The sequence below is a fragment of the Paramagnetospirillum magnetotacticum MS-1 genome, assembly GCF_000829825.1.
GTDB classification, from domain to species: Bacteria; Pseudomonadota; Alphaproteobacteria; order Rhodospirillales; family Magnetospirillaceae; genus Phaeospirillum; species Phaeospirillum magnetotacticum.
In genome coordinates, this window is record NZ_JXSL01000030.1 from 1084526 (window position 1) to 1105064 (window position 20539).

Genomic DNA, 20539 nt, shown 5'->3' on the forward strand with positions numbered 1-20539 from the left:
ATGGCCGAAGAAAAGCGTCAATTCCAGGCAGAAGTCGGCAAGCTGCTCGACATCGTTGTTCACTCGCTCTACTCCAACAAGGAGATTTTCCTGCGCGAGCTGATCTCCAACGCCTCGGATTCATGCGATCGGCTGCGCTATGCCGCCATCACCGAGCCCGATCTGATGGCCGGAGACTCCGAATTCCGCATCCGCCTGATCCCCAATAAGGACGCGGGCACGCTCACCATCGTCGATAACGGCCTTGGCATGAGCCACGATGAGCTGATCGCCAATCTGGGCACCATCGCCAAGTCGGGCACGTCGGAATTCCTGTCGCGCCTGACCGGCGACGCCAAGAAGGATGTCAGCCTGATCGGCCAGTTCGGCGTCGGCTTCTATTCCGCCTTCATGGTCGCCGAGGAGGTCACCGTCATCTCGCGCAAGGCTGGCGAGGCCAAGGGCTGGAAATGGGTGTCCGACGGCAAGGGCGAATTCACCGTCTCGCCCGCCGACGACGCGCCGCGCGGCGCTTCGCTGACCCTCAAGCTGCGCGACGGCGAGACGGAGTTCCTCGACGCCTTCCGCCTCAAATCCATCGTCAAACGCTACTCCGACCACATCGCCATTCCGGTGAGCCTGAAGGACGGCGAAAAGGTCGAGGAGACCATCAACGCGGCCAGCGCGCTCTGGACGCGCTCCAAATCTGAGATCACCCCGGAGCAGTACAAGGAATTCTACCACCACGTCGCCCATGCCTTCGACGAGCCGTGGAGCACCCTGCACTACAAGGCCGAAGGCGCCATCGAATATACCGGCCTGTTGTTCATCCCGTCGTCCAAGCCCATGGACATCTTCCACCCTGACCGCAAGCAGCATGTGAAGCTTTATGTGCGCCGCGTCTTCATCACCGATGATTGCGAGGAATTGCTGCCCCCTTACCTACGTTTCGTCCGTGGCGTGGTGGACAGCCAGGACCTGCCCCTGAACGTCAGCCGCGAGATGCTGCAGCACAATCCCGTCCTGTCCAAGATCCGCAGCGGTCTGGTCAAGCGCATCCTGGGCGAGCTGAAGAAGAAGTCCGAGGATGCGGACGGCAAGTATGACGAGTTCTGGGCCGCCTTCGGCCCGGTGCTGAAGGAAGGCATCTACGAGGATTTCGAGCGCAAGACCGATATCCTGGAACTGTGCCGCTTCCGCTCCACCCATGGCGAGGGCCTGACCACGCTCGCCGATTACGTGGCCCGCATGAAGGAAGGCCAGGACGCCATCTACACCATCACCGGCGACGATCTCGAGCAGTTGAAGAAGAGCCCGCAGCTGGAAGGCTTCAAGGCCAAGGGCGTCGAGGTGCTGCTGCTTACCGATCCCATCGACGAGTTCTGGGTCTCGGCGGTGCACGCCTATGCCGAGAAGGAGTTCCGCTCGGTGGCCGCCGCGGGCGCCGATCTCTCCAAGGTCAAGGCGCCCGAGGGCGCGGAGGACAAGAAGGAAGACGAAGCCCCCGCCGACGAACTCACCACCTTGATCGAGGCGGTCAAGCTGGCCCTGGGCGAACGCATCAAGGATGTGCGGGCGTCTGAACGCCTGACCGAATCCGCCGTCTGCCTGGTGGCCGCCGAAGGCGAGATGAGCATGCATCTGGAAAAGATGCTGCGCGCCCACAACCAGTCGCCGGGCGAACGTCCCCGCATCCTGGAAATCAACCCCCGCCACGCCCTGATCAAGGGCCTCGCCGCCCGCGTCAAGACCGGCGGCACCGATTCCGGCCTGGAAGACGCCGCCTTCCTGCTGCTCGATCAGGCCCGCATCATCGAAGGTGAACCCCCCGCCGACCCGGCCGCCTTCGCCCGGCGCATGGTGTCGGTCATGGAAAAAGGGTTGCTGGGGTAAAGTGAAGGAAAAGTGCGAAGGGACTCGTCCCTTCGCGCATCCCTATTCCTCCGCCACCACCCGATTCCGGCCCGCGTGTTTGGCGCGGTAGAGGGCCTGATCGGCGCGTTCCAGCAGGGTGTCGATGGTCAGATCGCCTTCGCGCAATTGGGCGACGCCGATGCTGACGGTGAGCTCGAACAGTTCGCCCTTGGCGGGGCGGACCACCAGTTCCGCGACGGCGGCGCGCAGGCGTTCGGCGATGACGCGGGCGCCGTCGGGGCCGGTATTGGGCAGGGCCACGGCGAATTCCTCGCCGCCGATGCGGCCCAGGATGTCGTATTCGCGCAAGGATAGACGGCAGGCATTGGCGAAGGCCTTAAGGGCCTCGTCGCCTGCGGCATGGCCCCAGGTGTCGTTGATGCGCTTGAAATGATCGATATCGAGCGCCAGCAGGGCGAAGGAGCGGCCCATGCGCCTGGCATGGTCCAGTTCCAGCCCGGCCAGATGCTCGAAATGGCGGCGATTGGCGGTTTGGGTCAGAGAGTCGCGGCTGGCCAGTTCCTCCAGCTCGGCCATATGGCGGCTGGTATCGCAGAAGGCGCCCAGCGACAGGGCCAGATCCTCGATACCGCCATCGGGCGCCAGCACCACGGGCACCCGGTCGATGACCAGACGCAGCAGCGCCTCGGGCCCTTGGGCGGGTGGCGGAGAGTCCACTGGATAGGCTCCCACCACCAGGCGGCCATCTTTGGCGGGCAGGACCAGACGCTGCCAGGTCTGGGGCAGGTCCTGGCCGAACAGGGCGGTGTAGGAGCGCCACAGGGGGCGGTTGGTGCGGCGCACGAAGCCGTATTCGAATTCCAGCATGAAACGCCGGTCGGCGGGCAGGATATGGGCGGGCAGCAGGTCGATGACCTCGCCCGTCAGGTCCTGGCCGAAGCAAGCGGCGAAGGCCCGGCCATAATGGGCATAGCGGTTGGCGCCGTCTTCGGCCTCGATAACCAGCAGATGATCGGCATGGGGAGCGAAACGCAGGGCTGGATCGCCGCCCGCCGTCTCGTGCTTGCGCCACAGAGCCAGCAGGTCGGACAGCCGGGAATCCATCACTTTCGCAACCAGATCACGCATGGAACCTCACACTTGCCACGCCCTACTGGTACCACAGGAACGGGCTTCGGACCAGTTTCAGCCATCCATGGATCATTGGCCGGAAACTGCGTATCGTGTGCTCCCGTGTCCCTGGATGGGTAGGAGGTCCCCGTCTTGACCCGCGTCAACGCGACGGATGATCCCAAGAGTCAGGTTGGGTCCATGTCCGGCCTGCCCCGAACCCTGTTTCTCGCCACCCGGCCCATGTTCCTGCCCGCTGCTCTGATTCCGGTGGTGGTGGGAAGCGCATGGGGCGTGCACCGCGCCCATTCCCTCGATCCTGCGGCCCTGGCCCTGGCGGCGATGGCCATGGCCTGTCTGCATGCGGGCGCCAATGTGATCAACGACGTGGGCGACGAGCTGAATGGCGCCGACCGCCTCAATCACGACCGCATCGCCCCCTTCACCGGCGGCTCTCGCTTTATTCAGGACGGCAGTCTCGGCCTTAAGGCCATGGCGGTCTGGGGTGTGGTGCTGCTGCTGGCGGCGGGCGGGCTGGGCGGCGTTCTCAGCCTGACCAAGGGCCAGGGAGTCCTGGCCTTCGGGCTGGTGGGCTGCACCCTGGCCCTGGCTTATTCCCTTCCGCCGTTCAGCCTGGCATCGCGCGGACTGGGCGAGGTGGCGGTGGCGCTGGGCTTCGGCCTGCCGGTAGCCGCCTGTGTCTGGCTGCAAAGCGGCGGAATCGGGTTGGAGGCGCTGCTGTGTTCGGCCATCACCGGCGGCTGGACCGCCGCCATCCTGATCGTCAACGAGGTGCCCGATCTGGCCGCCGACGCCCAGGCGGGCAAGCGCACTCTGGTGGTGCGCTTGGGGATCAAGGGAGCGCCCTCGCTCTATCTCTCTGTCCAGGCGGTGGCTTCGGCCCTGATGCTGGCGCTGGGCTGGCTGGCGCAGTTGCCGCCCTGGGTGGTGGTGCCGCCCTTGCTGGCCATGCTGGCCGCCCTGGCCGCCACCTTGCTGATGGCGGGCGGACGGGCGGGCCAGTTGGCCGCCATCCGCATCACGCTGGGGATTCACCTGCTGGGGGGACTGAGCCTGGCGGGGGCGGCGTTCCTGGGATAGGCGGGGCTTTCGCCCCGGGCCCCAATCGGGAGGCCCGGCCTCCCGAACCCACCCGTTATTTATGAATCAAAAGGGGGTCCGGGGCATTCGCCCCGGATAGGTTTGGGCGATAGCCCTATATCCGCAATCCCGAATTACACGTTGAACAGGAAGTGGAAGATATCGCCGTCATTGACGACGTATTCCTTGCCCTCCAGGCGCATCTTGCCCGCTTCCTTGGCGCCCGCTTCGCCGTTACAGGCGATGAAGTCGTCATAGGCGATGGTCTCGGCGCGGATGAAGCCGCGTTCGAAATCGGTGTGGATGACGCCTGCGGCCTGGGGGGCCTTGCAACCCTTCTGGAGCGTCCAGGCGCGGGCCTCCTTGGGCCCGACGGTGAAGAAGGTGATGAGGTGGAGAAGCTCGTAACCGGCGCGGATGACGCGGGCCAGGCCCGTCTCCTCCAGGCCCAGGGTTTCGAGGAATTCCTTGCGCTCGTCTTCCGAGGCTAGCTGGGCCACTTCGGATTCGATGGCGGCCGAGATCACCACCGAGCTGTTGCCCTCGGCGGCGGCGAACTTGGCCACGGCTTCGGAGAACTTGTTGCCGGTGGCGGCGCTGGCCTCGTCCACGTTACAGGCATAGACCACCGGCTTGACGGTCATCAGGCCCAGCGTCTTGGCGATGCGGCGCTCTTCTTCCGAGTCGAAGGTGACGGTGCGGGCGGGCTTGCCCTCACGCAATACGGCCAGCAGCGGGGCCATGACATCGACCTGGGCCTTGGCTTCCTTGTCGCCGTTCTTGGCCTTCTTTTCCAGGGGAACGATACGGCGCTCCAGGCTGTCGAGATCGGCCAGCATCAGCTCGGTCTCGATGGTCTCGGCATCCCTGACCGGATCGACGCTGCCTTCCACATGGGTGATGTCGCCGTCTTCGAAACAGCGCAGCACATGGACGATGGCGTCCACCTCGCGGATATTGGCCAGGAACTGGTTGCCCAGGCCTTCGCCCTTGGAGGCGCCGCGCACCAGACCGGCGATATCGACGAATTCCAGTTGGGTGGGGATTTCCTTCTGGCTCTTGCCGATGACCACCAGCCGGTCCAGGCGGGGATCGGGCACCGCCACGCGGCCCACATTGGGCTCGATGGTGCAGAAGGGGTAGTTGGCCGCCTGCGCCGCCGCCGTGGAGGTCAGCGCGTTGAACAAGGTGCTCTTGCCCACATTGGGCAGGCCGACGATACCGCAATTGAAACCCATGGACTCAGTCCTTCCTGGTGATCTTGATCATGGCCGCCTTCAGCGCCTCGGCGAGGCTGCCTGCGGACGGCGGGGGGGAAACGGATGCCGGAGCGGAGGCAGGCGCCGCCTCGGCGGCGGGCTTTTCCTTTTTCGGTTTGGGCGGCGCGGTGAGATGGGCCACGCGGGTCATGAAGCCGGTATCGTCGCCCGAGACCAGCATGGGAAATGTATCGGCCACCGCGTCGAGAACGGGGATCAACCAGGCCTCGTCCGCCTTGGCAAAGTCGTGCAGGACGTAACCCGACACCAGATCGCGGTCGCCGGGATGGCCGATGCCCATGCGGACCCGGCGGTAATTCTGCCCCAGATGGGAGTCGATGCTTTTCAGCCCGTTATGGCCGCCCGCGCCGCCGCCGCGCTTGACCTTGAGACGGCCCGGCGCGATGTCCAGCTCGTCATGTAGCACGACGATGTCATCCACCGGCACCTTGAGAAAGCGCGAAGCCGCCGCCACCGACTGGCCCGACAGATTCATATAGGTCTGGGGCTTCAAGGCGATGACCTTCCGGCCTTCGATGACTCCTTCGGCCACTTCGCCCTGAAACTTGGCGCGCCACGGCCCAAAGGAATGGCGGCGGACGATCACGTCCGCCGCCATGAACCCGATATTGTGCCGATTCCTGGCATAGTCGGAGCCGGGATTGCCCAGTCCGACCAGCAGGATCATTTAGTCGGCAGCCTCGGTCTCGGTGGTCTCGGCGCGGGCAACGGTGGGAGCCGCGATAGAGGCCACGGTGGCGCCGCTCGCCACATGGTAGGGCTTGGCGCCGGCGGGCAGCTTCAGATCCTTCAGATGGACCGAAGCGCCGATCTCCATGCCGTCGAGATCGATGAGGATCTCGTGCGGGATGTCTTCGGGGCTGCAGGTAATCTCGATTTCGTGCAGCTCGACGTTCAGCACGCCGCCCTTCTTGATGCCCGGGGACTTGGCTTCGTTGGTGAAGTGGACCGGCACCTTCACATGGATGGCGTGGTCAGCCGAGACGCGCATGAAGTCCACATGGATCGGCTGGTCGGACACCGGATGCATCTGGACGTCGCGGGCCAGGCACAGATGCTTGCCGTCCTTGCCGAGATCGACATTGAACAGCTGGGTGAAGAAACCAGTCTTGCTGATCTGGGCCCAAACCACGCGGGGGTCCATCTGAATGCAGATGGCGGCCTTCTTGTCACCATAGATGACACCGGGAACCTTACCGGCACGACGAGTGGCACGGGCGGCCCCCTTTCCGCTTCCGTCGCGCAGCTCGGCGGCGATGGCGATTGCTTCGGACATTGTTCTCTCCTGACAAACGTATATGAGCGCGGCCTCCAGGGGTGCCACGCGGAAGCGGGTCGTTTACACCGGTTGCGCCCGGTTGGCAAGGGTATCTAGACTCCTTTCGTTCCGCTGATTTAAGGTCGAGCCCATGACTCTTGCCTTCCCACCCTTCGATTTCAGCCGTCCGCGATGACGGGGTCGGCGCGCGACGTCCTGGCGCTGAGGCGGTTCCGGTGGTTCCTCTTGGCCCGGCTGTTATCGTCCCTGGCCCAGCAGATGGCCACGGTGGCGGTGGGATGGCTGGTCTATGATATTTCCAACGATCCGCTGCAACTGGGTCTGGTCGGACTGGCCCAGTTCGTTCCCGCCCTGGGGCTCACCTTGCCCGGCGGCCATCTGGCCGACCGGGTTGACCGCCGCCTTATCCTGCTCTCGGCCACGTTGCTCACCATGCTGGCCATGGGTGGTCTATTGGCACTCAGCCTTTCGGGCAGGCCCGGCCTGCATGCCATCTTCGCTGTGATGGCCCTGCTGGGCGCGGTGCGGGCCTTCTGGGCTCCGGCGGGCCAATCCATGACCGCCATGCTGGTCGACCGCCACCTGCTCAGCCGCGCCGTGGCGCTGAACTCCACGGTCTGGCAGATCTCGGTGATCGTCGGCCCGGCCATCGGCGGCCTGCTTTACGCCCTGGGCCCGGCGGCGGTGTTCGCCACCGCCACCCTCCTGCTGGCCGGGGCCAGCATCGCCGCCTTTCTGCTCGATCCCATGCCCGCGCAGGAAAGGGGCGAGCGGAGCCATATCTTCGACGGCATCCGCTTCGTGAAAAGCCGTCCCGAGATTCTGGGCTCCATCTCGCTGGACCTGTTCGCCGTGCTGCTGGGCGGCGCCACCGCCTTGCTGCCCATCTATGCCCGCGACATATTGATGACCGGGCCGCTGGGCCTGGGCCTGTTGCGCAGCGCCCCGGCGGCGGGGGCGGCGCTCTCCGCCCTCTGGCTGGCCCATCGCCCGCCCGAACGCCATGCGGGGCACAAGCTGTTCATCGCCGTGGCGCTGTTCGGGCTGGGCACCGTGGTCTTCGGCCTGTCCACCAGTTTTCCGCTGTCCATGGCTGCCCTGGCAGTGTTGGGCGCCGCCGATATGGTCAGCGTGGTGCTGCGTCAGACCTTGGTGCAGATCAACACCCCCGACGACATGCGCGGCCGGGTCAGCGCCGTCAATCTGGTCTTCATCACCGCCTCCAACGAACTGGGCGAGTTCGAATCCGGTGTGGCCGCCGCCCTGCTGGGCACCGTGCCCGCCGTGGTATTGGGCGGCGTGGGTTGCCTGGTGGTGGCGGGGCTGTGGGCGTGGCGCTTTCCCGCCTTGCTGAAGTTCGAATTGCCCCGGAGCGGAGCATGATCCCTTTCCCCGAGTCCCGCCTTGCCGCCCAGATGAGCTTCGTGGTCGAGATCGACAAGCTGAAGACCATCCTGCGCCAGACCCTTCTCACCGATTCGTCGCGCAGGGAAAACGATGCCGAGCATTCCTGGCACATCGCCACCATGGCCTTCCTGTTGGCCGAATATGCCGACGAGGCAGTGCAGATCGGCCGGGTGGCCCGCATGCTGCTGATCCACGACATCGTCGAGATCGATGCCGGCGACACCTTTATTCATGACGAGGCCGGGAATGAGGACAAGGAGGAGCGGGAGCGCAAGGCGGCAGCGCGCCTGTTCGGCCTGCTGCCCCCCGATCAGGCCGCCGAATACTCTGCCCTGTGGCAGGAATACGAAGCGCGGGAGACGGCGGATGCCCGCTTCGCCGACGCGCTGGACCGTCTCCAGCCGCTGCTTCACAATTTCGAGACCGAGGGCGGCACCTGGAAGCCCCATGGCGTCACGCGGGCCAAGGTGGACAAGCTTCTGCCCCGCATCGAGGCAGGCTCAAAGAGATTGGGCGCCTATGCCCGCGCCCTGGTGGACGAGGCGGTGCGGCGAGGCTATCTGGCGCCTTAGCGCTTGTCTCTCCTTTGGGCTGAGCCGCAGACGGTTCGCGCCGTTCACTCCACCCGGCATGCCTCGTCGAAATCCAGGCGCGGGCCCCTGGGATACAGTCCGGCGGCATCGCCATGGCCGATATTGACCAGGAAGTTGGAGCGCAGTGTGGTGCCCTTGAAGAAGGCTTCGTCCAGCTTGGCGTTGTCGAAGCCGCTCATGGGGCCGCAATCCAGGCCGATTGCGCGCAGCGCCAGGATGAAATAGGCGCCCTGCAATGTTCCATTCCGGAAGGCGGTGGACTGGATCATGGCCTCGTTGCCCACGAACCACGCCCGCGCATCCGCATGGGGGAACAGCTTGGGGAGTTGCTCGTAGAACTCCATGTCATGGGCGATGATGGCGGTGACCGGAGCGGCCATGGTCTTGTCCAGATTGCCGGGCGCCAGGGCGGGCTTCAGCCGTTCCTTGGCTGCGGATGAGCGCACGAAGACGACACGCATGGGCTGGCAGTTGACGCTGGTGGGCCCCATGCGGGCCAGATCCCAGGCTTGGCGCAGCAGATCGTCGGAGACCGGAGCCTTCGTGAATTTCGAGTAGGTGCGGGCCTTGGCGAACAGCCTGTCCATGGTCGCCTGATCGAGATCACCGCTCATATCCGCCTCTCCTCTTGAAGTTTCACCCGCGAATGGGGCAAACATCCACAATGTAGGCTCCGAGAGGGGGGCCAAACAGGGGGTTATTTTGAAACAGTCTGTTGTCTTGGCGTTGTTGCTGTGCCTGGCATCGCTGGTTCCCAATTCCGCCGCAAGGGCGGCCGAGTCCGCCGTGGTGCTGGCCTATCACCGCTTTGACGACGACCGGGTCCCGGCGCTGAACACCACCACCGAGTTGTTGGCCGCCCATGTGGCCGAGTTGAAATCCGGAGGCTATGCGGTGCTGCCCCTGGCCGAGATGGTCTCGGCCCTGCGCGCTGGCCGCGCCCTGCCGGACAAGGCGGTGGCCATTACCGTGGACGAAGCTTCGGCGGGGTTTTATGCCGGGGCATGGCCGCTGCTGAAGAAGGCGGGTCTGCCCGTCACCTTGTTCCTGGCCACTGACGAGGTGGATCGCGGCGGGCCCGAGGTGATGACCTGGGGTCAAATTCGCGACCTCGCGGCGGCTGGCGTGGAGATCGGCGTGCAGGGCGCGGCGCGGCTGCGCATGTCCAAGGTTTCAAGCGAACAGATCTCCGCCGATCTGGTCCGCGCCAAGGCCCGCCTGGACAAGGAACTGGGCAAGTCCACCGAACTGTTCGCCTGGCCCTGGGGCGAGGCCAGCGCCGAGGCCGAGGATGTGCTGCGCCGCTCTGGCATCGCCGCTGCCTTCGGCCAGCATTCGGGCGCCGCCTGGGCCAAGGGCGATCCGTTCTTCCTGCCGCGCTTCGTCCAAAGCTCGGCCTATGGCGATATGCAGCGCTTCCGGCTGTCGGTGCGCTCGCTGCCCCTGCCCGCGGTGGACATCACCCCGGAAGATCCCGCCATCAAGGTCAATCCGCCCGCCTTCGGCTTTACCCTGGCCGAGGACGTGCCCGGCATCGACGGGCTGTCGTGCTTTGCCTCCCATCAGGGTCAGGTCAAGGTGGAGCGCCTGGGGCCGCGCGTGGAAGTGCGCATGTCCAAGCCCATTCCCTCGGGCCGGGGGCGGCTGAACTGCACCGTTCCCGCCCTGGAGGGGCGCTGGCGCTGGTTCGGCTGGCAATTCGCGGTGCCCTGAGGCCGACTTGAGATGAGTGAAACTCATCGCAGGTCGGATAGGCCCAAAGGGCCGCGCCGCTTATGCGGCGGAAGCCAAGCGACCCGGAGGGCGCGCCCGGCGATTGAGGGCATTGGCCTTCAGGCCCTATTCCTCGAGGGCCGCGTCCCAGTAGAGGAAATCCATCCAGGTCTCGTGAAGCTCGTCCTTCACATGGGCGCAGTGCTTGGCCGCCACATCCATCTGGTAGGGCGTGGGGGTGAAGGGCCTGCGGTTCAGATGCATGCCCGCCTCGCGCAGGGATTTGGCGCCCTTGCGCAGATTGTCGGCGGCGCAGCAGGTGACGATGTTGTCCCAGGTGGTCTTGCCGCCCTTGGACCGGGGGATCACATGGTCGAAGGTGAGGTCGCGGGTATCGAAGACCTTGCCGCAGTACTGACAGCGAAATCCGTCCCTCAGAAAGACGTGATAGCGCGTGAACGAGACGCTTTTGCGGCGATGATAATCCTTGAGCGCCACCACCGAGGGGATCTGGAACGACCGGCTGGCCGATCTCACCACCAGTTCATAGGCGCAGACCTGATGGACGCGGTCCTTGAGGACGGCGACCAGGGCATCCTGCCACGACCACACCGACAGCGGTCCCCAGCTCAGGGGCTGCATATCGGCGTTGAGGACAAGGGTCTTCAACCCAGGCAGGCCGAGATGGCTCACGGTGAACCTCCCCGGCGGGGAGCCGCGGGCGTCAGGGAAGGATGGCTGTCAAAAGCAAGCAAACCCTTCTCCCTTTCAACGAGAGACATTCACAAAATATAGTATCCGCTATTGTTGTTCCATACCCCTTTTCGTGATGGTTGGGTTACGTAGGTGTTCAGGAAATGCCGAAGACCTGGCCCAGGAAGCCCAGCGCCATCTGGGCGCCGGGACCATCGATGCCGTGGCCCAAACCGGGCCGCAACTCGGTCAGGACTGGCACGCCGACGGCGGCCAGGGCCTGTTCGGCGGCCTTCAGACAGTTGGGATTGACCACCTCGTCATCCTCGCCGTGAATCAGCAGGGTGCGGGGCCGGGCGGTGATCTCCTTGGCCAGGGTGTCGGGATCGACCAGGGCGCCGGAGAAGCCCACCACCGCCGCAGGGGCAACGGCGCGGCGCAGCGCGACATGCAACGCCATCATGGTCCCCTGGCTGAAGCCGATCAGCGCCACGTCCGAGGGCTGCACGCCCCACAGGGCGGTCTGTTCGTCGATATAGGCTTCGAGGATGGGGGCGGTGGCCCGGACGCCAGCCGAAATGGCGGGAATGGCGCGGTCCTGAAGGCTGAACCACTGGCGGCCGAACGGCGCCATGTCAAAGGCGAAGGGCGCGTCGGGAGCCACGAAAGCCGCATCGGGCAGGATGGTGGCGAAGAACGGCGCCAGTTCAATGAGGTCGGAACCATCGACCCCCACGCCATGCAACAGGACCACCAGCTGGGCGGCGGGTCCGCCCGAGGCGGGCTCCACCGAGGGACCGGACAGTTTCACGGGAGACGGACTGGACATATTGGCTCCTGACGTCACGATTTGGAGTCATTATGGTATGGTTCACCGCAACTGTCCCGTCAAAGCTGACGCCTTAGTGTGACCATTACCCGCTTCGCCCCCTCTCCCACCGGAGAACTGCATCTGGGCCACGCCCATTCCGCCCTGTTCGCCTTCGCCGAGGCACAGGGAGCGAGGGGACGATTCTTGTTGCGCATCGAAGATATCGACCGCACCCGCTGCCGCCCCGAATTCACCCAAGCAATCCGCGCCGATCTTTCCTGGCTGGGCCTGGACTGGGAAGAGCCGGTGCGTATTCAGTCAGAGCATTTCGAGGACTATCGCGCCGCCCTGGACCGAATCGACGCCATGGGTCTGCTCTATCCCTGCTTTTGCACGCGCAAGGACATCGCCCGCGAGGTCGAAGGCGCCGGTAACGCCCCCCACGGCCCCGATGGCCCGCTCTATCCCGGTCATTGCCGCCTTCTTTCCCAAGCCGAGCGGACGGCGCGGCGGGAATCGGGGCAATCCTTCGCCCTGCGCTTGGACATGGCCGAGGCGGTGCGCCGTGCCGGGCCCCTGGTCTGGCATGATCGGGACCAGGGCGAGCAGATCGCCCGGCCAGAGTTGTTCGGCGATGTGGTGCTGGCGCGCAAGGACATTCCGGCCAGCTATCATCTGGCGGTGACCGTGGACGATGCACTGCAAGGGGTCACCCTGGTGACGCGGGGCCAGGATCTGTTCGAGGCCACCCATGTGCACCGGCTGCTGCAGTCTCTGCTCGGTCTGGCCGTGCCCGACTATCGCCATCACCGCCTGCTTACCGACGAGAGCGGGCGGCGCTATGCCAAGCGCGACCGTTCGCTGACGCTGAAGGCCCTGCGCGAGGCAGGCCGCACGCCGCACGAGGTTCGTGCCCTGGCGGGGTTCGGGGGGAAATAATTGGCGACCAGCCGGGGCGGGAACACGGCAAAACCCATCGCCTTAGCCCTTATGCGCCACCATGAACAGGCGGCGGAAGGGCAGAAGGGTCCGGCCGTCGGCGCGCGGCGGATAGGCGGCCTGGATACGTTTGGCGTATTCGGCCAGAAAGCCGGTGGCCCAGGCGCCCTCCACGGCATCCATCAGCGGGCGCAGCGCGGTGCCCTTGGTCCAGGTCACCACCGGGTTGTCGCCTTCGAGCACATGCAGATACTCGGTCTCCCAGATGTCGATCTGGGCTGAATGAGGGGCCAGCAGGTCGTAATAAAAGGAGGGCTCGCCCACGGGAAAGCGGGCGGCGAGAGGAGCCAACGTCTCGGCCCATGGCCCGGCGGCGGCGGCCTCGGCCATGATGGTGTGCGACGCGGCGTAGTGGTTGTGCGGCATCTGCACCGCCAGCACGCCGCCCGGACTCACCCGTTCCATCAGCTTGGGAAACAGGGTCTCGTGCCCGTCCAGCCAGTGCAGAGCGGCGTTGGAGAACAGGATATCCACCTCGCCGCCACTGTCCGCCCAGGATGCGGCGTCGGTGAGGAGATAGCGCACCGCGCCGCCGTGATCGCGCGCCGTCATCAGCATTTCGGGTGAGGAATCGATGCCGATGACATCGGCTTCGGCCCAGCGCTCCTTGAGGATGCGGGTCACATTGCCGGTGCCGCAGCCCAGATCCACCACGCGGCGCGCATCGGCCAGATCGATGCGCGCCATCAGGTCGAGCGCCGGGCGCAGGCGTGGCTGGGCGAAGGCGGAATAAATGGCGGGGTCCCAGGCCATGGCGGCTGCTCCTGCATTTCCGAACCCCAGCAGTGTAGCGGGATGCGCGGCCACTTCAACCGGTACAAACCCGGCGTTGACTCTTCGGTTCGCCCAGCTTATACACGTCCGCTCATTTTCAAGTCCGTTCAGTTTGGAGTACCTCCCGTGAAGCGTACCTATCAGCCGAGCAAGCTCGTCCGCGCCCGCCGCCACGGCTTCCGCGCTCGTATGGCCACTGTCGGTGGCCGCAAGGTCATCGCCAACCGCCGCCGCCAGGGCCGCAAGAAGCTGTCTGCTTAGGTCTTACATGGCCGCGCGGCTTGATCGGCTGAAGAAACGGGCCGATTTCCTGCGTGTCGCGGCCTTGAGACGAAAGTGGGCGGCGCCGGGTCTGATTCTTCAGGCCGCGCCCGCATCCGGAACGGATCTGCAAGCCGACTCGATCAGGGTCGGCTTCACCGTTTCCAAGAAGGTGGGCAATTCGGTATGCCGTAACCGGGCCAGACGCAGGCTTCGGGAAGCGGTGGCCCAGGTTTTTCCGGCTCATGCCGTTGCTGGCCTCGATTACGTGGTGATCGGGCGCAAGGAGACGCTGGAACGGCCATATTCTCTTCTCTTGCAGGATTTGCTGGCGGCGTTAAAACGTGTCGGCGCGCTGCAAAAAGTGGCGCCCGTAACAGAGCAGGCGGAAACATGAACCCCATCGGTCTGGTGATGCGCGGCCTGATCCGCCTGTACCAGCTGCTGCTGAGCCCGGTGCTGCCGGCCAGCTGCCGGTTCACGCCGTCATGCTCCGCCTATGCTATGCAGGCCATCCGTGACCACGGACCCGTGGGCGGCTCCTGGCTTGGCCTGAAACGTATCTGCCGCTGCCACCCCTGGAACGACGGCGGCTATGACCCCGTTCCTCCCGCTCATACCGAAAGAGGCGGCACTTTGTGTCCGTCGCGACTGCCGGAATAGGATGACATGAACGACCAGCGCAATCTCTTCGTCGCCATCGCCATTTCGGTCGCCATCCTGATCGGCTGGCAGTACTTCTTCCCGACGGCCAAGCCGCCGGTGGAGCAGGCCGCGCAACAGCAGGCCGCCGAGGTCAAGGCTTCGGCTCCGGCCAATGTGCCCAGCCCGGCCACGGCATCCAGCCCGGCCCAGGTGCCCGGTACGCCCGCCGCCGCCGCCCAGACCGGCGCCTCGCGCAACGAGGCGCTGGGCAAGAGCCGCCGCATCGCCATCCAGACCCCGTCCATGCATGGCTCCATCGCGCTGACCGGCGCGCGCATCGACGACATCACCCTGGTCAAGTACCGCGAGACCCCGGCCGCCGATTCCGCCGAGATCGACCTGATGTCGCCCGCCGAATCGCCCGAGCCCTACTGGGCCGAGTTCGGCTGGGTCGCCACCGATGCCAATGTCAAGGTTCCGGGGCCCGAATCCGTGTGGCAGGCCCAGGGCACTGGTCCGCTGACCCAGGCTTCGCCCGTGGTTCTGACCTGGGACAACGGCGAGGGACTGCGCTTCGTGCGTACCTATACCGTGGACGAGAACTATATGTTCGGCGTCACCCAGCGCGTCGAGAATTACGGCACCAAGGCGGCGTCGCTTCACCCTTATGCCCTGCTGGCCCGCACCGGCACGCCGCATGTGGCGGGCATGTATATCCTTCACGAAGGCCCGCTCGGCGTGTTCGACGGCACCTTGAAGGAGATGAAGTACGACGACCTCAAGAAGGAAGGCTCGGCCCGCTACAAGACCACCGGCGGCTGGGCGGGCATCACCGACAAGTACTGGCTGACCGCCCTGGTGCCCCCGGCCAAGACCGAAATCACTGGCCGTTTCGTGCATCAGCGTCTGGGCAATGCCGACCGCTATCAGGTGGATTATCTGGCTCCGGCCCGCGTGATCGAGGCGGGCAAGACCGAGGAAGCCGGGTTCCATCTGTTCACGGGCGCCAAGCAGGTCAGCCTGCTGGACGGTTATGGCGAAAAGTTCGGCATCGACCGTTTCGACCTCGCCATCGATTTCGGCTGGTTCTACTTCCTGACCAAGCCCTTCTTCTATCTGCTCCAGATGCTGCACAGCGCGCTGGGCAATATGGGGCTGGCCATTCTGGCGCTGACCGTGATCTTGAAGCTCGCCATGTTCCCGCTGGCCAACAAGTCCTATGTGGCCATGGGCAAGATGAAGAAGCTGCAGCCCAAGGTGCAGGAACTCCAGGCCCGCTACGCCGACGACAAGATGCGTCTGCAGCAGGAGATGATGGCGCTTTATAAGGCCGAGAAGGTCAATCCCGTCTCGGGCTGCCTGCCCATCATGGTGCAGATTCCGGTGTTCTTCGCGCTGTACAAGGTGCTGTTCGTCACCATCGAGATGCGCCACGCGCCGTTCTACGGCTGGATCAGCGACCTGTCGGCCCAGGATCCCACCAACATCTTCACCCTGTTCGGCCTGATTCCCTGGACGCCGCCCCACATCATGCATCTGGGCGTCTGGCCGCTGATCATGGGCATCACCATGTATTTGCAGCAGAAGCTCAATCCCCAGCCCACCGATCCGGTGCAGGCCAAGATGATGCAGTTCCTGCCCCTGATCTTCACCTTCCTGCTGGCCAATTTCGCCTCGGGTCTGGTGATCTACTGGGCATGGAGCAATACGCTGTCGATCCTCCAGCAATGGGTGATCATGAAGCGCGCCGAGGAGAAATAGCCCTGAGCGACGCTCTCATCAGCGACGACAACGAGAAGGCCAGCCTCATCGAGGCTGGCCGCTTGCTGTTCGCGCGTGAATGCACCTTCATGCAGGGTGCGTCGGGCCTGGATCATCTTCCCGCCGCCACGCTGACCGAAGTGGCCTTCGCCGGGCGCTCCAATGTGGGCAAGTCCTCGCTGATCAACGCGCTCACGGGCCGCAATACCCTGGCGCGGACCTCCAACACGCCGGGCCGCACCCAGGAACTGAACTTCTTCAATCTGGGCGGACGGCTGGTGCTGGTGGACATGCCGGGCTATGGCTTCGCCCAGGCGCCCAAGGGGCTGGTGGAGAAGTGGACCCGGCTGGTCAACGGTTTCCTCAAGGGCCGCTCGGTCCTACGCCGCGCCGTGGTGCTGGTGGATTCCCGCCACGGGCTCAAAGACAGCGACCGCGACATGATGAAGATGCTCGACAAGGCCGCCGTGGTCTATCAGGTGGTCCTGACCAAGGCCGACAAGCTGAAGGCCTCCGAATTGGACGCCGTCCAGGCCAGGACGCTCGAGGAAATCAAGTCCCGCGTCGCCGCCCATCCCTCCCTGATCGTCACCAGTTCGGAAAAAGGAACCGGCATCCCCGAACTGCGCGCCGAACTCGCCTCTCTCGCCTGAGGAGCCAGATTCCATGAGCACCACCGACTCCGCCGATATCCTGCATGACCGCAAGGCCTGGCTGGACCGCGCCAAGACCTTGTCCGAGGCGCTGCCCTTCATGCGCCAGTTCAATGACGAGACCCTGGTCATCAAGTTCGGCGGCCATGCCATGGAATCCGACGACCTGGCGCGCCTCTTCGCCCGTGACGTGGTGCTGTTGAAGCAGGTGGGCATCAATCCGGTGGTGGTCCATGGTGGCGGTCCGCAGATCGACGCCATGCTCAAGCGCCTGAATATCCAGACGCCGCGTGTCGATGGCCTGCGCTATACCGACGAGGCCACCGTCGAGGTGGTGGAGATGATCCTGGCGGGCAAGATCAACAAGCAGATCGTCTCGGCCATCAACGAGGCGGGCGGTTTCGCCGTGGGCCTGTCGGGCAAGGATGGTCATCTGATCCGGGCGCGCAAGCTGCGCCGCACCAAGAAGGACCCGGATTCCAATATCGAGAAGGTCCTGGATCTGGGCTTTGTGGGTGAGCCCGCCGAGATCAATCCCCATATCCTCAACCAGTTCAAGACGTCCGACACCATCCCGGTGATCGCTCCGGTGGGCATGGGCGGCGCGGGCGAGACCTATAACATCAACGCCGACACCGCCGCTGGCGCCATTGCGGGCGCCACCAACGCCAAGCGTCTCCTCATGCTGACCGACGTGGCGGGCGTGCTGGACAAGTCGGGCAATCTGATCCCGGAAATGACCGCCGCCCAGGTCCATGCCTATATCGCCGACGGCACCATTTCGGGCGGCATGATCCCCAAGGTGGAGACCTGCCTGGACGCGGTCAATCAGGGCGTGGACGGCGCCGTCATCCTGGACGGGCGTGTTCCTCACGCCATCTTGCTGGAACTGTTCACCCCCCACGGCGTGGGCACGCTGATCAAGGCTGGGTGAGGCGGAACGGCTTAGGTCGCGTCAATTCACACGGATGGACACGGAGGCGGCGCTATCGCGCCGTCACGGATGAACAGGATTATTCAAAAGTCCGTGTTCATCCGTGCTGCCGCGTAGCGGCCTCCGAGTCCATCCGTGTTCCATGAATAATCCCTAAACGCTGCCCAGCAGCACGAACTTCAGCACGAAAGCCCCAGCCAGCAGCCATACAGCCGGGCCGACATCGCGCGCTTTGCCGCCCAGAAGTTTGACCGCCGCATAGGTGATGAAGCCGAAACTGATGCCGTGGGCGATGGAAAAGGTGAAGGGCATGGCCAGGGCCGTTACCAGGGCGGGCACCGCCTCGGTGATGTCGTCCCAGGCGATATCGGCCAGGGAACGGGCCATCAGGCAGGCCACGAACAGCAGGGCCGGTGCGGTGGCATAGGCCGGAATGGCCGCCGCCAAGGGGGCCAGGAACAGGGCGGCCACGAAGAAGAGGCCCGTGACCACGGCGGCAAGCCCGGAGCGGCCTCCGGCATTGATCCCCGAAGCGCTTTCGATATAGCTGGTCGTCGTCGAGGTGCCGAGGATCCCGCCCGCCATGGCCGCCAGTGAATCGGCGATCAGGGCGCGGCCCAGGCGTGGAAGCCTTCCCCGCTCGTCCAGCATGCCCGCCCGATGGGCCAGGCCGATCAGGGTTCCGGCATTGTCGAACAGATCCACGAACAGAAGGGCGAAGACGATGGTCACCAGCCCCAGATTCAACGCGCCCGCCACATCCATCTTGAGGAAGGTGGGGGCCAGGGAAGGCGGCCAGGCGGCGATGCCGCCGAACGGCGTGACCCCCAGCGCCATGCCCGCCGCGGCCGTGCCCAGAATGCCGATCATGATGGCGCCCGGCACCTTGCGGGCCTCGAGACCCACCATCACCATAAAGCCACACACCGCTAGCAAGGGCTCGGGCCGGTTGAGATGGCCCAGCGTGATCAGCGTTGCCTTATGGCCCTCGATCAGCCCCGCATTCTCAAAGGCGATCAGCCCCAGGAACAGGCCGATTCCCGCCGAGATGGCCAGTTTCAGGGATTGCGGCACGGCATTGATGATGGCTTCGCGCACCTTGGTCAGCGCCAGGATCAGGAACAGAACGCCCGAGACGAAGACCGCGCCCAGCGCCACCGGCCAGGGCACGCCCATGCCGATGACCACGCCATAGGTGAAATAGGCATTGAGCCCCATGCCAGGCGCCAGGGCGATGGGGTAATTGGCCAGTAGCCCCATGGCTATGCTGCCCAGCGCCGCCGCCAGACAGGTCGCGACGAAGACCGCCCCCTTGTCCATACCCGTCTCGGCCAGCATGGCCGGATTGACGAAGATGATATAGGCCATGGTCAGAAAGGTCGTCGCCCCGGCCAGCGCCTCGGTGCGAAGACTGGTCCGGTGCCCGGACAGATGAAACAGGCGTTCCAGCATGGTTCCATATCCCTTGCTTTCCGGAATCGACATCACCCTTGACCCTCATCATGGAAGAGTTCGGGAATAAAGTTGTATTTTCGCCCCTCTTTTTCGAACCGGCCAGAGGGAGACCCCATGCCCCGTCGCTTCATCCATCGCCATCAGTCGCGTCAGTGCCTGCCCTGTTGGGCCAAGGCCGGTCTGGGTGTGGTCCTGGCCTTGGGAGTGGTGGCCTTTCTGGATCAGGCGGGCGGGGCTCCGCTTCTGGCCGCCCCATTGGGCGCTTCGGCGGTGCTGGTCTTCGGAATGCCGGAATCACCGTTGTCGCAACCCGCCAGCGTGATCGGCAGCCACCTGATCGCCACGTCCATCGGATTGCTGTTCGATCAATTCCTGCCGGGCGGCTGGATCAGCATGGTCTTTTCGGTGGCGGTGGTGATGGTGGTGCTGGCAGGCCTGCGGCTGACCCATCCGCCAGCCGGTGCCGACCCGCTGGTGGTCATGCTGAGCCATCCGGGATGGGGATTTCTGCTTTTGCCGGTGCTGGCCGGGGCGGTCACCTTGGTGGCGGTGGCCGTGCTGATTCACCGCCTGCCGCCTCGGGCGATCTATCCGCTGCCCATCCAGGATCCGGCGGGCGGCGGCTGACGGTTACTCTTCTGAACCGCCGCGATCGGATAGGGCCTTGGCCAGATCATAGATGCGGCGGCGCACGTCGGGATCAGTGATGCTGTAGTAATTGCGCACCAGTTCCAGGGTTTCGCGGCGCAGGCGGGGATCGGCCTCGGCGGCGGCGGGCTCCTCCTTGGGAGGCTCGCGCACCATCTGCACGGGCGACAACCCCTTGGTCTCCTCGGCCATGTCTTCGAAGAAATAGGAAATCGTCACCTCGAGCGAGCGCGACAGATCGAACAGTCGCGAACAGCTGATCCGATTGGCACCGCGTTCGTATTTCTGCACCTGCTGGAAGGTAAGACCGATCATCTCGCCAAGTTTTTCCTGGCTGAGACCCAGCAACGTCCGGCGCAGGCGCATGCGAGAGCCCACATGGACATCAATCGGATTGGGCGCCCCGGCCGGTGTGCGGCCTCGATTTGCCTTTCTGCGCGGCATGTTTCCCTCTGATCCATGAAGCGCCCAATACTTGCTCTAGTAATTTCACAAAGGCAAGGGGGAAAGATCGCCCGAAATAATGGAAAAACCAACAAGTAAGCCCGACATACACACACCCGGATTC

23 protein-coding genes are annotated in these 20539 nt (G+C 64.8%); 13 read left to right on the forward strand and 10 right to left on the reverse strand.

The window, feature by feature from the left end; translation table 11 throughout:
- Nucleotides 1-1872, forward strand: coding sequence for a molecular chaperone HtpG (gene htpG, locus CCC_RS17645; protein WP_009870395.1), 1872 nt, complete (start codon nt 1-3; stop codon nt 1870-1872).
- A gap of 42 nt (nt 1873-1914) precedes the next feature.
- Here htpG and CCC_RS17650 read toward each other — a convergent pair whose 3' ends face one another.
- The gene (locus CCC_RS17650; protein ID WP_041042223.1) at nt 1915-2982 is read right to left on the reverse strand and encodes a GGDEF domain-containing protein; all 1068 of its coding nucleotides are present in this window, start codon (nt 2980-2982) and stop codon (nt 1915-1917) included.
- Between the two features lie 135 nt (nt 2983-3117).
- On the opposite strand from CCC_RS17650, the gene CCC_RS17655 reads away from it, so the two are divergent.
- A complete protein-coding gene (locus CCC_RS17655; protein ID WP_041042225.1) occupies nt 3118-4065 on the forward strand; it encodes a prenyltransferase in 948 nt (315 codons plus the stop codon).
- A 134-nt stretch (nt 4066-4199) separates the two neighbouring features.
- On the opposite strand, the gene ychF is transcribed toward CCC_RS17655, so the two are convergent.
- Genes ychF through CCC_RS17670 form a run of 3 tightly spaced genes read right to left on the reverse strand, consistent with a single transcriptional unit; the run spans nt 4200 to nt 6621 of the window.
- Nucleotides 4200-5303: a redox-regulated ATPase YchF gene (gene ychF, locus CCC_RS17660; protein ID WP_009870392.1), complete on the reverse strand. Its 1104-nt coding sequence runs from the start codon at nt 5301-5303 to the stop codon at nt 4200-4202.
- A 4-nt stretch (nt 5304-5307) separates the two neighbouring features.
- The gene (pth, locus tag CCC_RS17665) at nt 5308-6012 is read right to left on the reverse strand and encodes an aminoacyl-tRNA hydrolase (protein ID WP_041042226.1); all 705 of its coding nucleotides are present in this window, start codon (nt 6010-6012) and stop codon (nt 5308-5310) included.
- Entirely contained in the window at nt 6013-6621 is a 609-nt protein-coding gene (locus CCC_RS17670; RefSeq protein ID WP_009870390.1) for a 50S ribosomal protein L25/general stress protein Ctc, read from the reverse strand. It lies immediately after the preceding gene.
- 174 nt (nt 6622-6795) lie between these two features.
- Here CCC_RS17670 and CCC_RS17675 point away from each other — a divergent pair, with 174 nt between their 5' ends.
- Both CCC_RS17675 and CCC_RS17680 read left to right on the forward strand, forming a co-directional pair.
- On the forward strand, nt 6796-8007 hold the full coding sequence (locus CCC_RS17675) for an MFS transporter (protein WP_009870389.1): 1212 nt from the start codon (nt 6796-6798) through the stop codon (nt 8005-8007).
- Complete coding sequence (locus tag CCC_RS17680) at nt 8004-8603, forward strand: HD domain-containing protein (protein WP_009870388.1); 600 nt, start codon at nt 8004-8006, stop codon at nt 8601-8603. The genes CCC_RS17675 and CCC_RS17680 overlap by 4 nt, the downstream gene beginning before the upstream one ends.
- A gap of 44 nt (nt 8604-8647) precedes the next feature.
- On the opposite strand, the gene CCC_RS17685 is transcribed toward CCC_RS17680, so the two are convergent.
- A complete protein-coding gene (locus CCC_RS17685) occupies nt 8648-9238 on the reverse strand; it encodes a malonic semialdehyde reductase (RefSeq protein WP_009870387.1) in 591 nt (196 codons plus the stop codon).
- Between the two features lie 88 nt (nt 9239-9326).
- Here CCC_RS17685 and CCC_RS17690 point away from each other — a divergent pair, with 88 nt between their 5' ends.
- Nucleotides 9327-10337: a polysaccharide deacetylase family protein gene (locus CCC_RS17690; RefSeq protein ID WP_052473294.1), complete on the forward strand. Its 1011-nt coding sequence runs from the start codon at nt 9327-9329 to the stop codon at nt 10335-10337.
- A gap of 126 nt (nt 10338-10463) precedes the next feature.
- On the opposite strand, the gene CCC_RS17695 is transcribed toward CCC_RS17690, so the two are convergent.
- Together CCC_RS17695 and CCC_RS17700 are read right to left on the reverse strand one after the other, a co-directional pair.
- Complete coding sequence (locus tag CCC_RS17695) at nt 10464-11030, reverse strand: HNH endonuclease (RefSeq protein WP_009870385.1); 567 nt, start codon at nt 11028-11030, stop codon at nt 10464-10466.
- A gap of 157 nt (nt 11031-11187) precedes the next feature.
- Nucleotides 11188-11859, reverse strand: a complete 672-nt coding sequence (locus CCC_RS17700; protein WP_041042230.1) for an alpha/beta hydrolase — start codon at nt 11857-11859, stop codon at nt 11188-11190.
- 78 nt (nt 11860-11937) lie between these two features.
- On the opposite strand from CCC_RS17700, the gene gluQRS reads away from it, so the two are divergent.
- Nucleotides 11938-12780, forward strand: a complete 843-nt coding sequence (gluQRS, locus tag CCC_RS17705) for a tRNA glutamyl-Q(34) synthetase GluQRS (protein ID WP_009870383.1) — start codon at nt 11938-11940, stop codon at nt 12778-12780.
- 42 nt (nt 12781-12822) lie between these two features.
- Here the strand turns inward: gluQRS and CCC_RS17710 are convergent, their stop codons facing one another.
- Entirely contained in the window at nt 12823-13593 is a 771-nt protein-coding gene (locus CCC_RS17710; protein ID WP_009870382.1) for a methyltransferase domain-containing protein, read from the reverse strand.
- A 147-nt stretch (nt 13594-13740) separates the two neighbouring features.
- Between CCC_RS17710 and rpmH the strand changes: the two genes are divergently transcribed.
- From rpmH to argB, 6 genes are read left to right on the forward strand one after another with little or no spacing between them, the layout of a single operon-like run.
- Nucleotides 13741-13875, forward strand: a complete 135-nt coding sequence (rpmH, locus tag CCC_RS17715) for a 50S ribosomal protein L34 (protein ID WP_008619694.1) — start codon at nt 13741-13743, stop codon at nt 13873-13875.
- Between the two features lie 7 nt (nt 13876-13882).
- The gene (rnpA, locus tag CCC_RS17720; protein WP_041042232.1) at nt 13883-14272 is read left to right on the forward strand and encodes a ribonuclease P protein component; all 390 of its coding nucleotides are present in this window, start codon (nt 13883-13885) and stop codon (nt 14270-14272) included.
- Nucleotides 14269-14538: a membrane protein insertion efficiency factor YidD gene (gene yidD / locus CCC_RS17725; protein WP_009870381.1), complete on the forward strand. Its 270-nt coding sequence runs from the start codon at nt 14269-14271 to the stop codon at nt 14536-14538. Before rnpA ends, yidD begins: the two co-directional genes overlap by 4 nt.
- Before the next feature lie 6 nt (nt 14539-14544).
- Entirely contained in the window at nt 14545-16281 is a 1737-nt protein-coding gene (yidC, locus tag CCC_RS17730) for a membrane protein insertase YidC (RefSeq protein WP_009870380.1), read from the forward strand.
- Nucleotides 16248-16934 carry a ribosome biogenesis GTP-binding protein YihA/YsxC gene (gene yihA, locus CCC_RS17735; RefSeq protein WP_009870379.1) on the forward strand — a complete coding sequence of 229 codons (687 nt, stop codon included), beginning with the start codon at nt 16248-16250 and terminating at the stop codon, nt 16932-16934. The genes yidC and yihA overlap by 34 nt, the downstream gene beginning before the upstream one ends.
- Before the next feature lie 13 nt (nt 16935-16947).
- Nucleotides 16948-17868, forward strand: a complete 921-nt coding sequence (gene argB / locus CCC_RS17740) for an acetylglutamate kinase (RefSeq protein ID WP_009870378.1) — start codon at nt 16948-16950, stop codon at nt 17866-17868.
- A gap of 153 nt (nt 17869-18021) precedes the next feature.
- Here argB and CCC_RS17745 read toward each other — a convergent pair whose 3' ends face one another.
- Nucleotides 18022-19353, reverse strand: coding sequence for an NCS2 family permease (locus CCC_RS17745; RefSeq protein ID WP_456095278.1), 1332 nt, complete (start codon nt 19351-19353; stop codon nt 18022-18024).
- 84 nt (nt 19354-19437) lie between these two features.
- Between CCC_RS17745 and CCC_RS17750 the strand changes: the two genes are divergently transcribed.
- Nucleotides 19438-19950, forward strand: a complete 513-nt coding sequence (locus CCC_RS17750; RefSeq protein ID WP_009870376.1) for an HPP family protein — start codon at nt 19438-19440, stop codon at nt 19948-19950.
- Nucleotides 19951-19953: 3 nt separating this feature from the next.
- On the opposite strand, the gene CCC_RS17755 is transcribed toward CCC_RS17750, so the two are convergent.
- On the reverse strand, nt 19954-20415 hold the full coding sequence (locus CCC_RS17755) for a helix-turn-helix domain-containing protein (protein WP_041042234.1): 462 nt from the start codon (nt 20413-20415) through the stop codon (nt 19954-19956).
- Nucleotides 20416-20539 lie beyond the last annotated feature (124 nt).

Excerpts from the sequence above, each read along its gene's own strand:
- CCC_RS17670 (WP_009870390.1), bottom strand. The coding sequence starts at position 6,621 with ATGTCCGAAGCAATCGCCATCGCCGCCGAGCTGCGCGACGGAAGCGGA.
- CCC_RS17680 (WP_009870388.1), top strand. The coding sequence starts at position 8,004 with ATGATCCCTTTCCCCGAGTCCCGCCTTGCCGCCCAGATGAGCTTCGTG.
- CCC_RS17700 (WP_041042230.1), bottom strand. The coding sequence starts at position 11,859 with ATGTCCAGTCCGTCTCCCGTGAAACTGTCCGGTCCCTCGGTGGAGCCC.
- CCC_RS17685 (WP_009870387.1), bottom strand. The coding sequence starts at position 9,238 with ATGAGCGGTGATCTCGATCAGGCGACCATGGACAGGCTGTTCGCCAAG.
- CCC_RS17750 (WP_009870376.1), top strand. The coding sequence starts at position 19,438 with ATGCCCCGTCGCTTCATCCATCGCCATCAGTCGCGTCAGTGCCTGCCC.
- CCC_RS17650 (WP_041042223.1), bottom strand. The coding sequence starts at position 2,982 with ATGCGTGATCTGGTTGCGAAAGTGATGGATTCCCGGCTGTCCGACCTG.
- yidC (WP_009870380.1), top strand. The coding sequence starts at position 14,545 with ATGAACGACCAGCGCAATCTCTTCGTCGCCATCGCCATTTCGGTCGCC.
- pth (WP_041042226.1), bottom strand. The coding sequence starts at position 6,012 with ATGATCCTGCTGGTCGGACTGGGCAATCCCGGCTCCGACTATGCCAGG.
- CCC_RS17675 (WP_009870389.1), top strand. The coding sequence starts at position 6,796 with ATGACGGGGTCGGCGCGCGACGTCCTGGCGCTGAGGCGGTTCCGGTGG.
- argB (WP_009870378.1), top strand. The coding sequence starts at position 16,948 with ATGAGCACCACCGACTCCGCCGATATCCTGCATGACCGCAAGGCCTGG.
- yihA (WP_009870379.1), top strand. The coding sequence starts at position 16,248 with ATGGGTGATCATGAAGCGCGCCGAGGAGAAATAGCCCTGAGCGACGCT.
- yidD (WP_009870381.1), top strand. The coding sequence starts at position 14,269 with ATGAACCCCATCGGTCTGGTGATGCGCGGCCTGATCCGCCTGTACCAG.
- ychF (WP_009870392.1), bottom strand. The coding sequence starts at position 5,303 with ATGGGTTTCAATTGCGGTATCGTCGGCCTGCCCAATGTGGGCAAGAGC.
- htpG (WP_009870395.1), top strand. The coding sequence starts at position 1 with ATGGCCGAAGAAAAGCGTCAATTCCAGGCAGAAGTCGGCAAGCTGCTC.
- CCC_RS17710 (WP_009870382.1), bottom strand. The coding sequence starts at position 13,593 with ATGGCCTGGGACCCCGCCATTTATTCCGCCTTCGCCCAGCCACGCCTG.
- rnpA (WP_041042232.1), top strand. The coding sequence starts at position 13,883 with ATGGCCGCGCGGCTTGATCGGCTGAAGAAACGGGCCGATTTCCTGCGT.
- CCC_RS17745 (WP_456095278.1), bottom strand. The coding sequence starts at position 19,353 with ATGTCGATTCCGGAAAGCAAGGGATATGGAACCATGCTGGAACGCCTG.
- CCC_RS17755 (WP_041042234.1), bottom strand. The coding sequence starts at position 20,415 with ATGCCGCGCAGAAAGGCAAATCGAGGCCGCACACCGGCCGGGGCGCCC.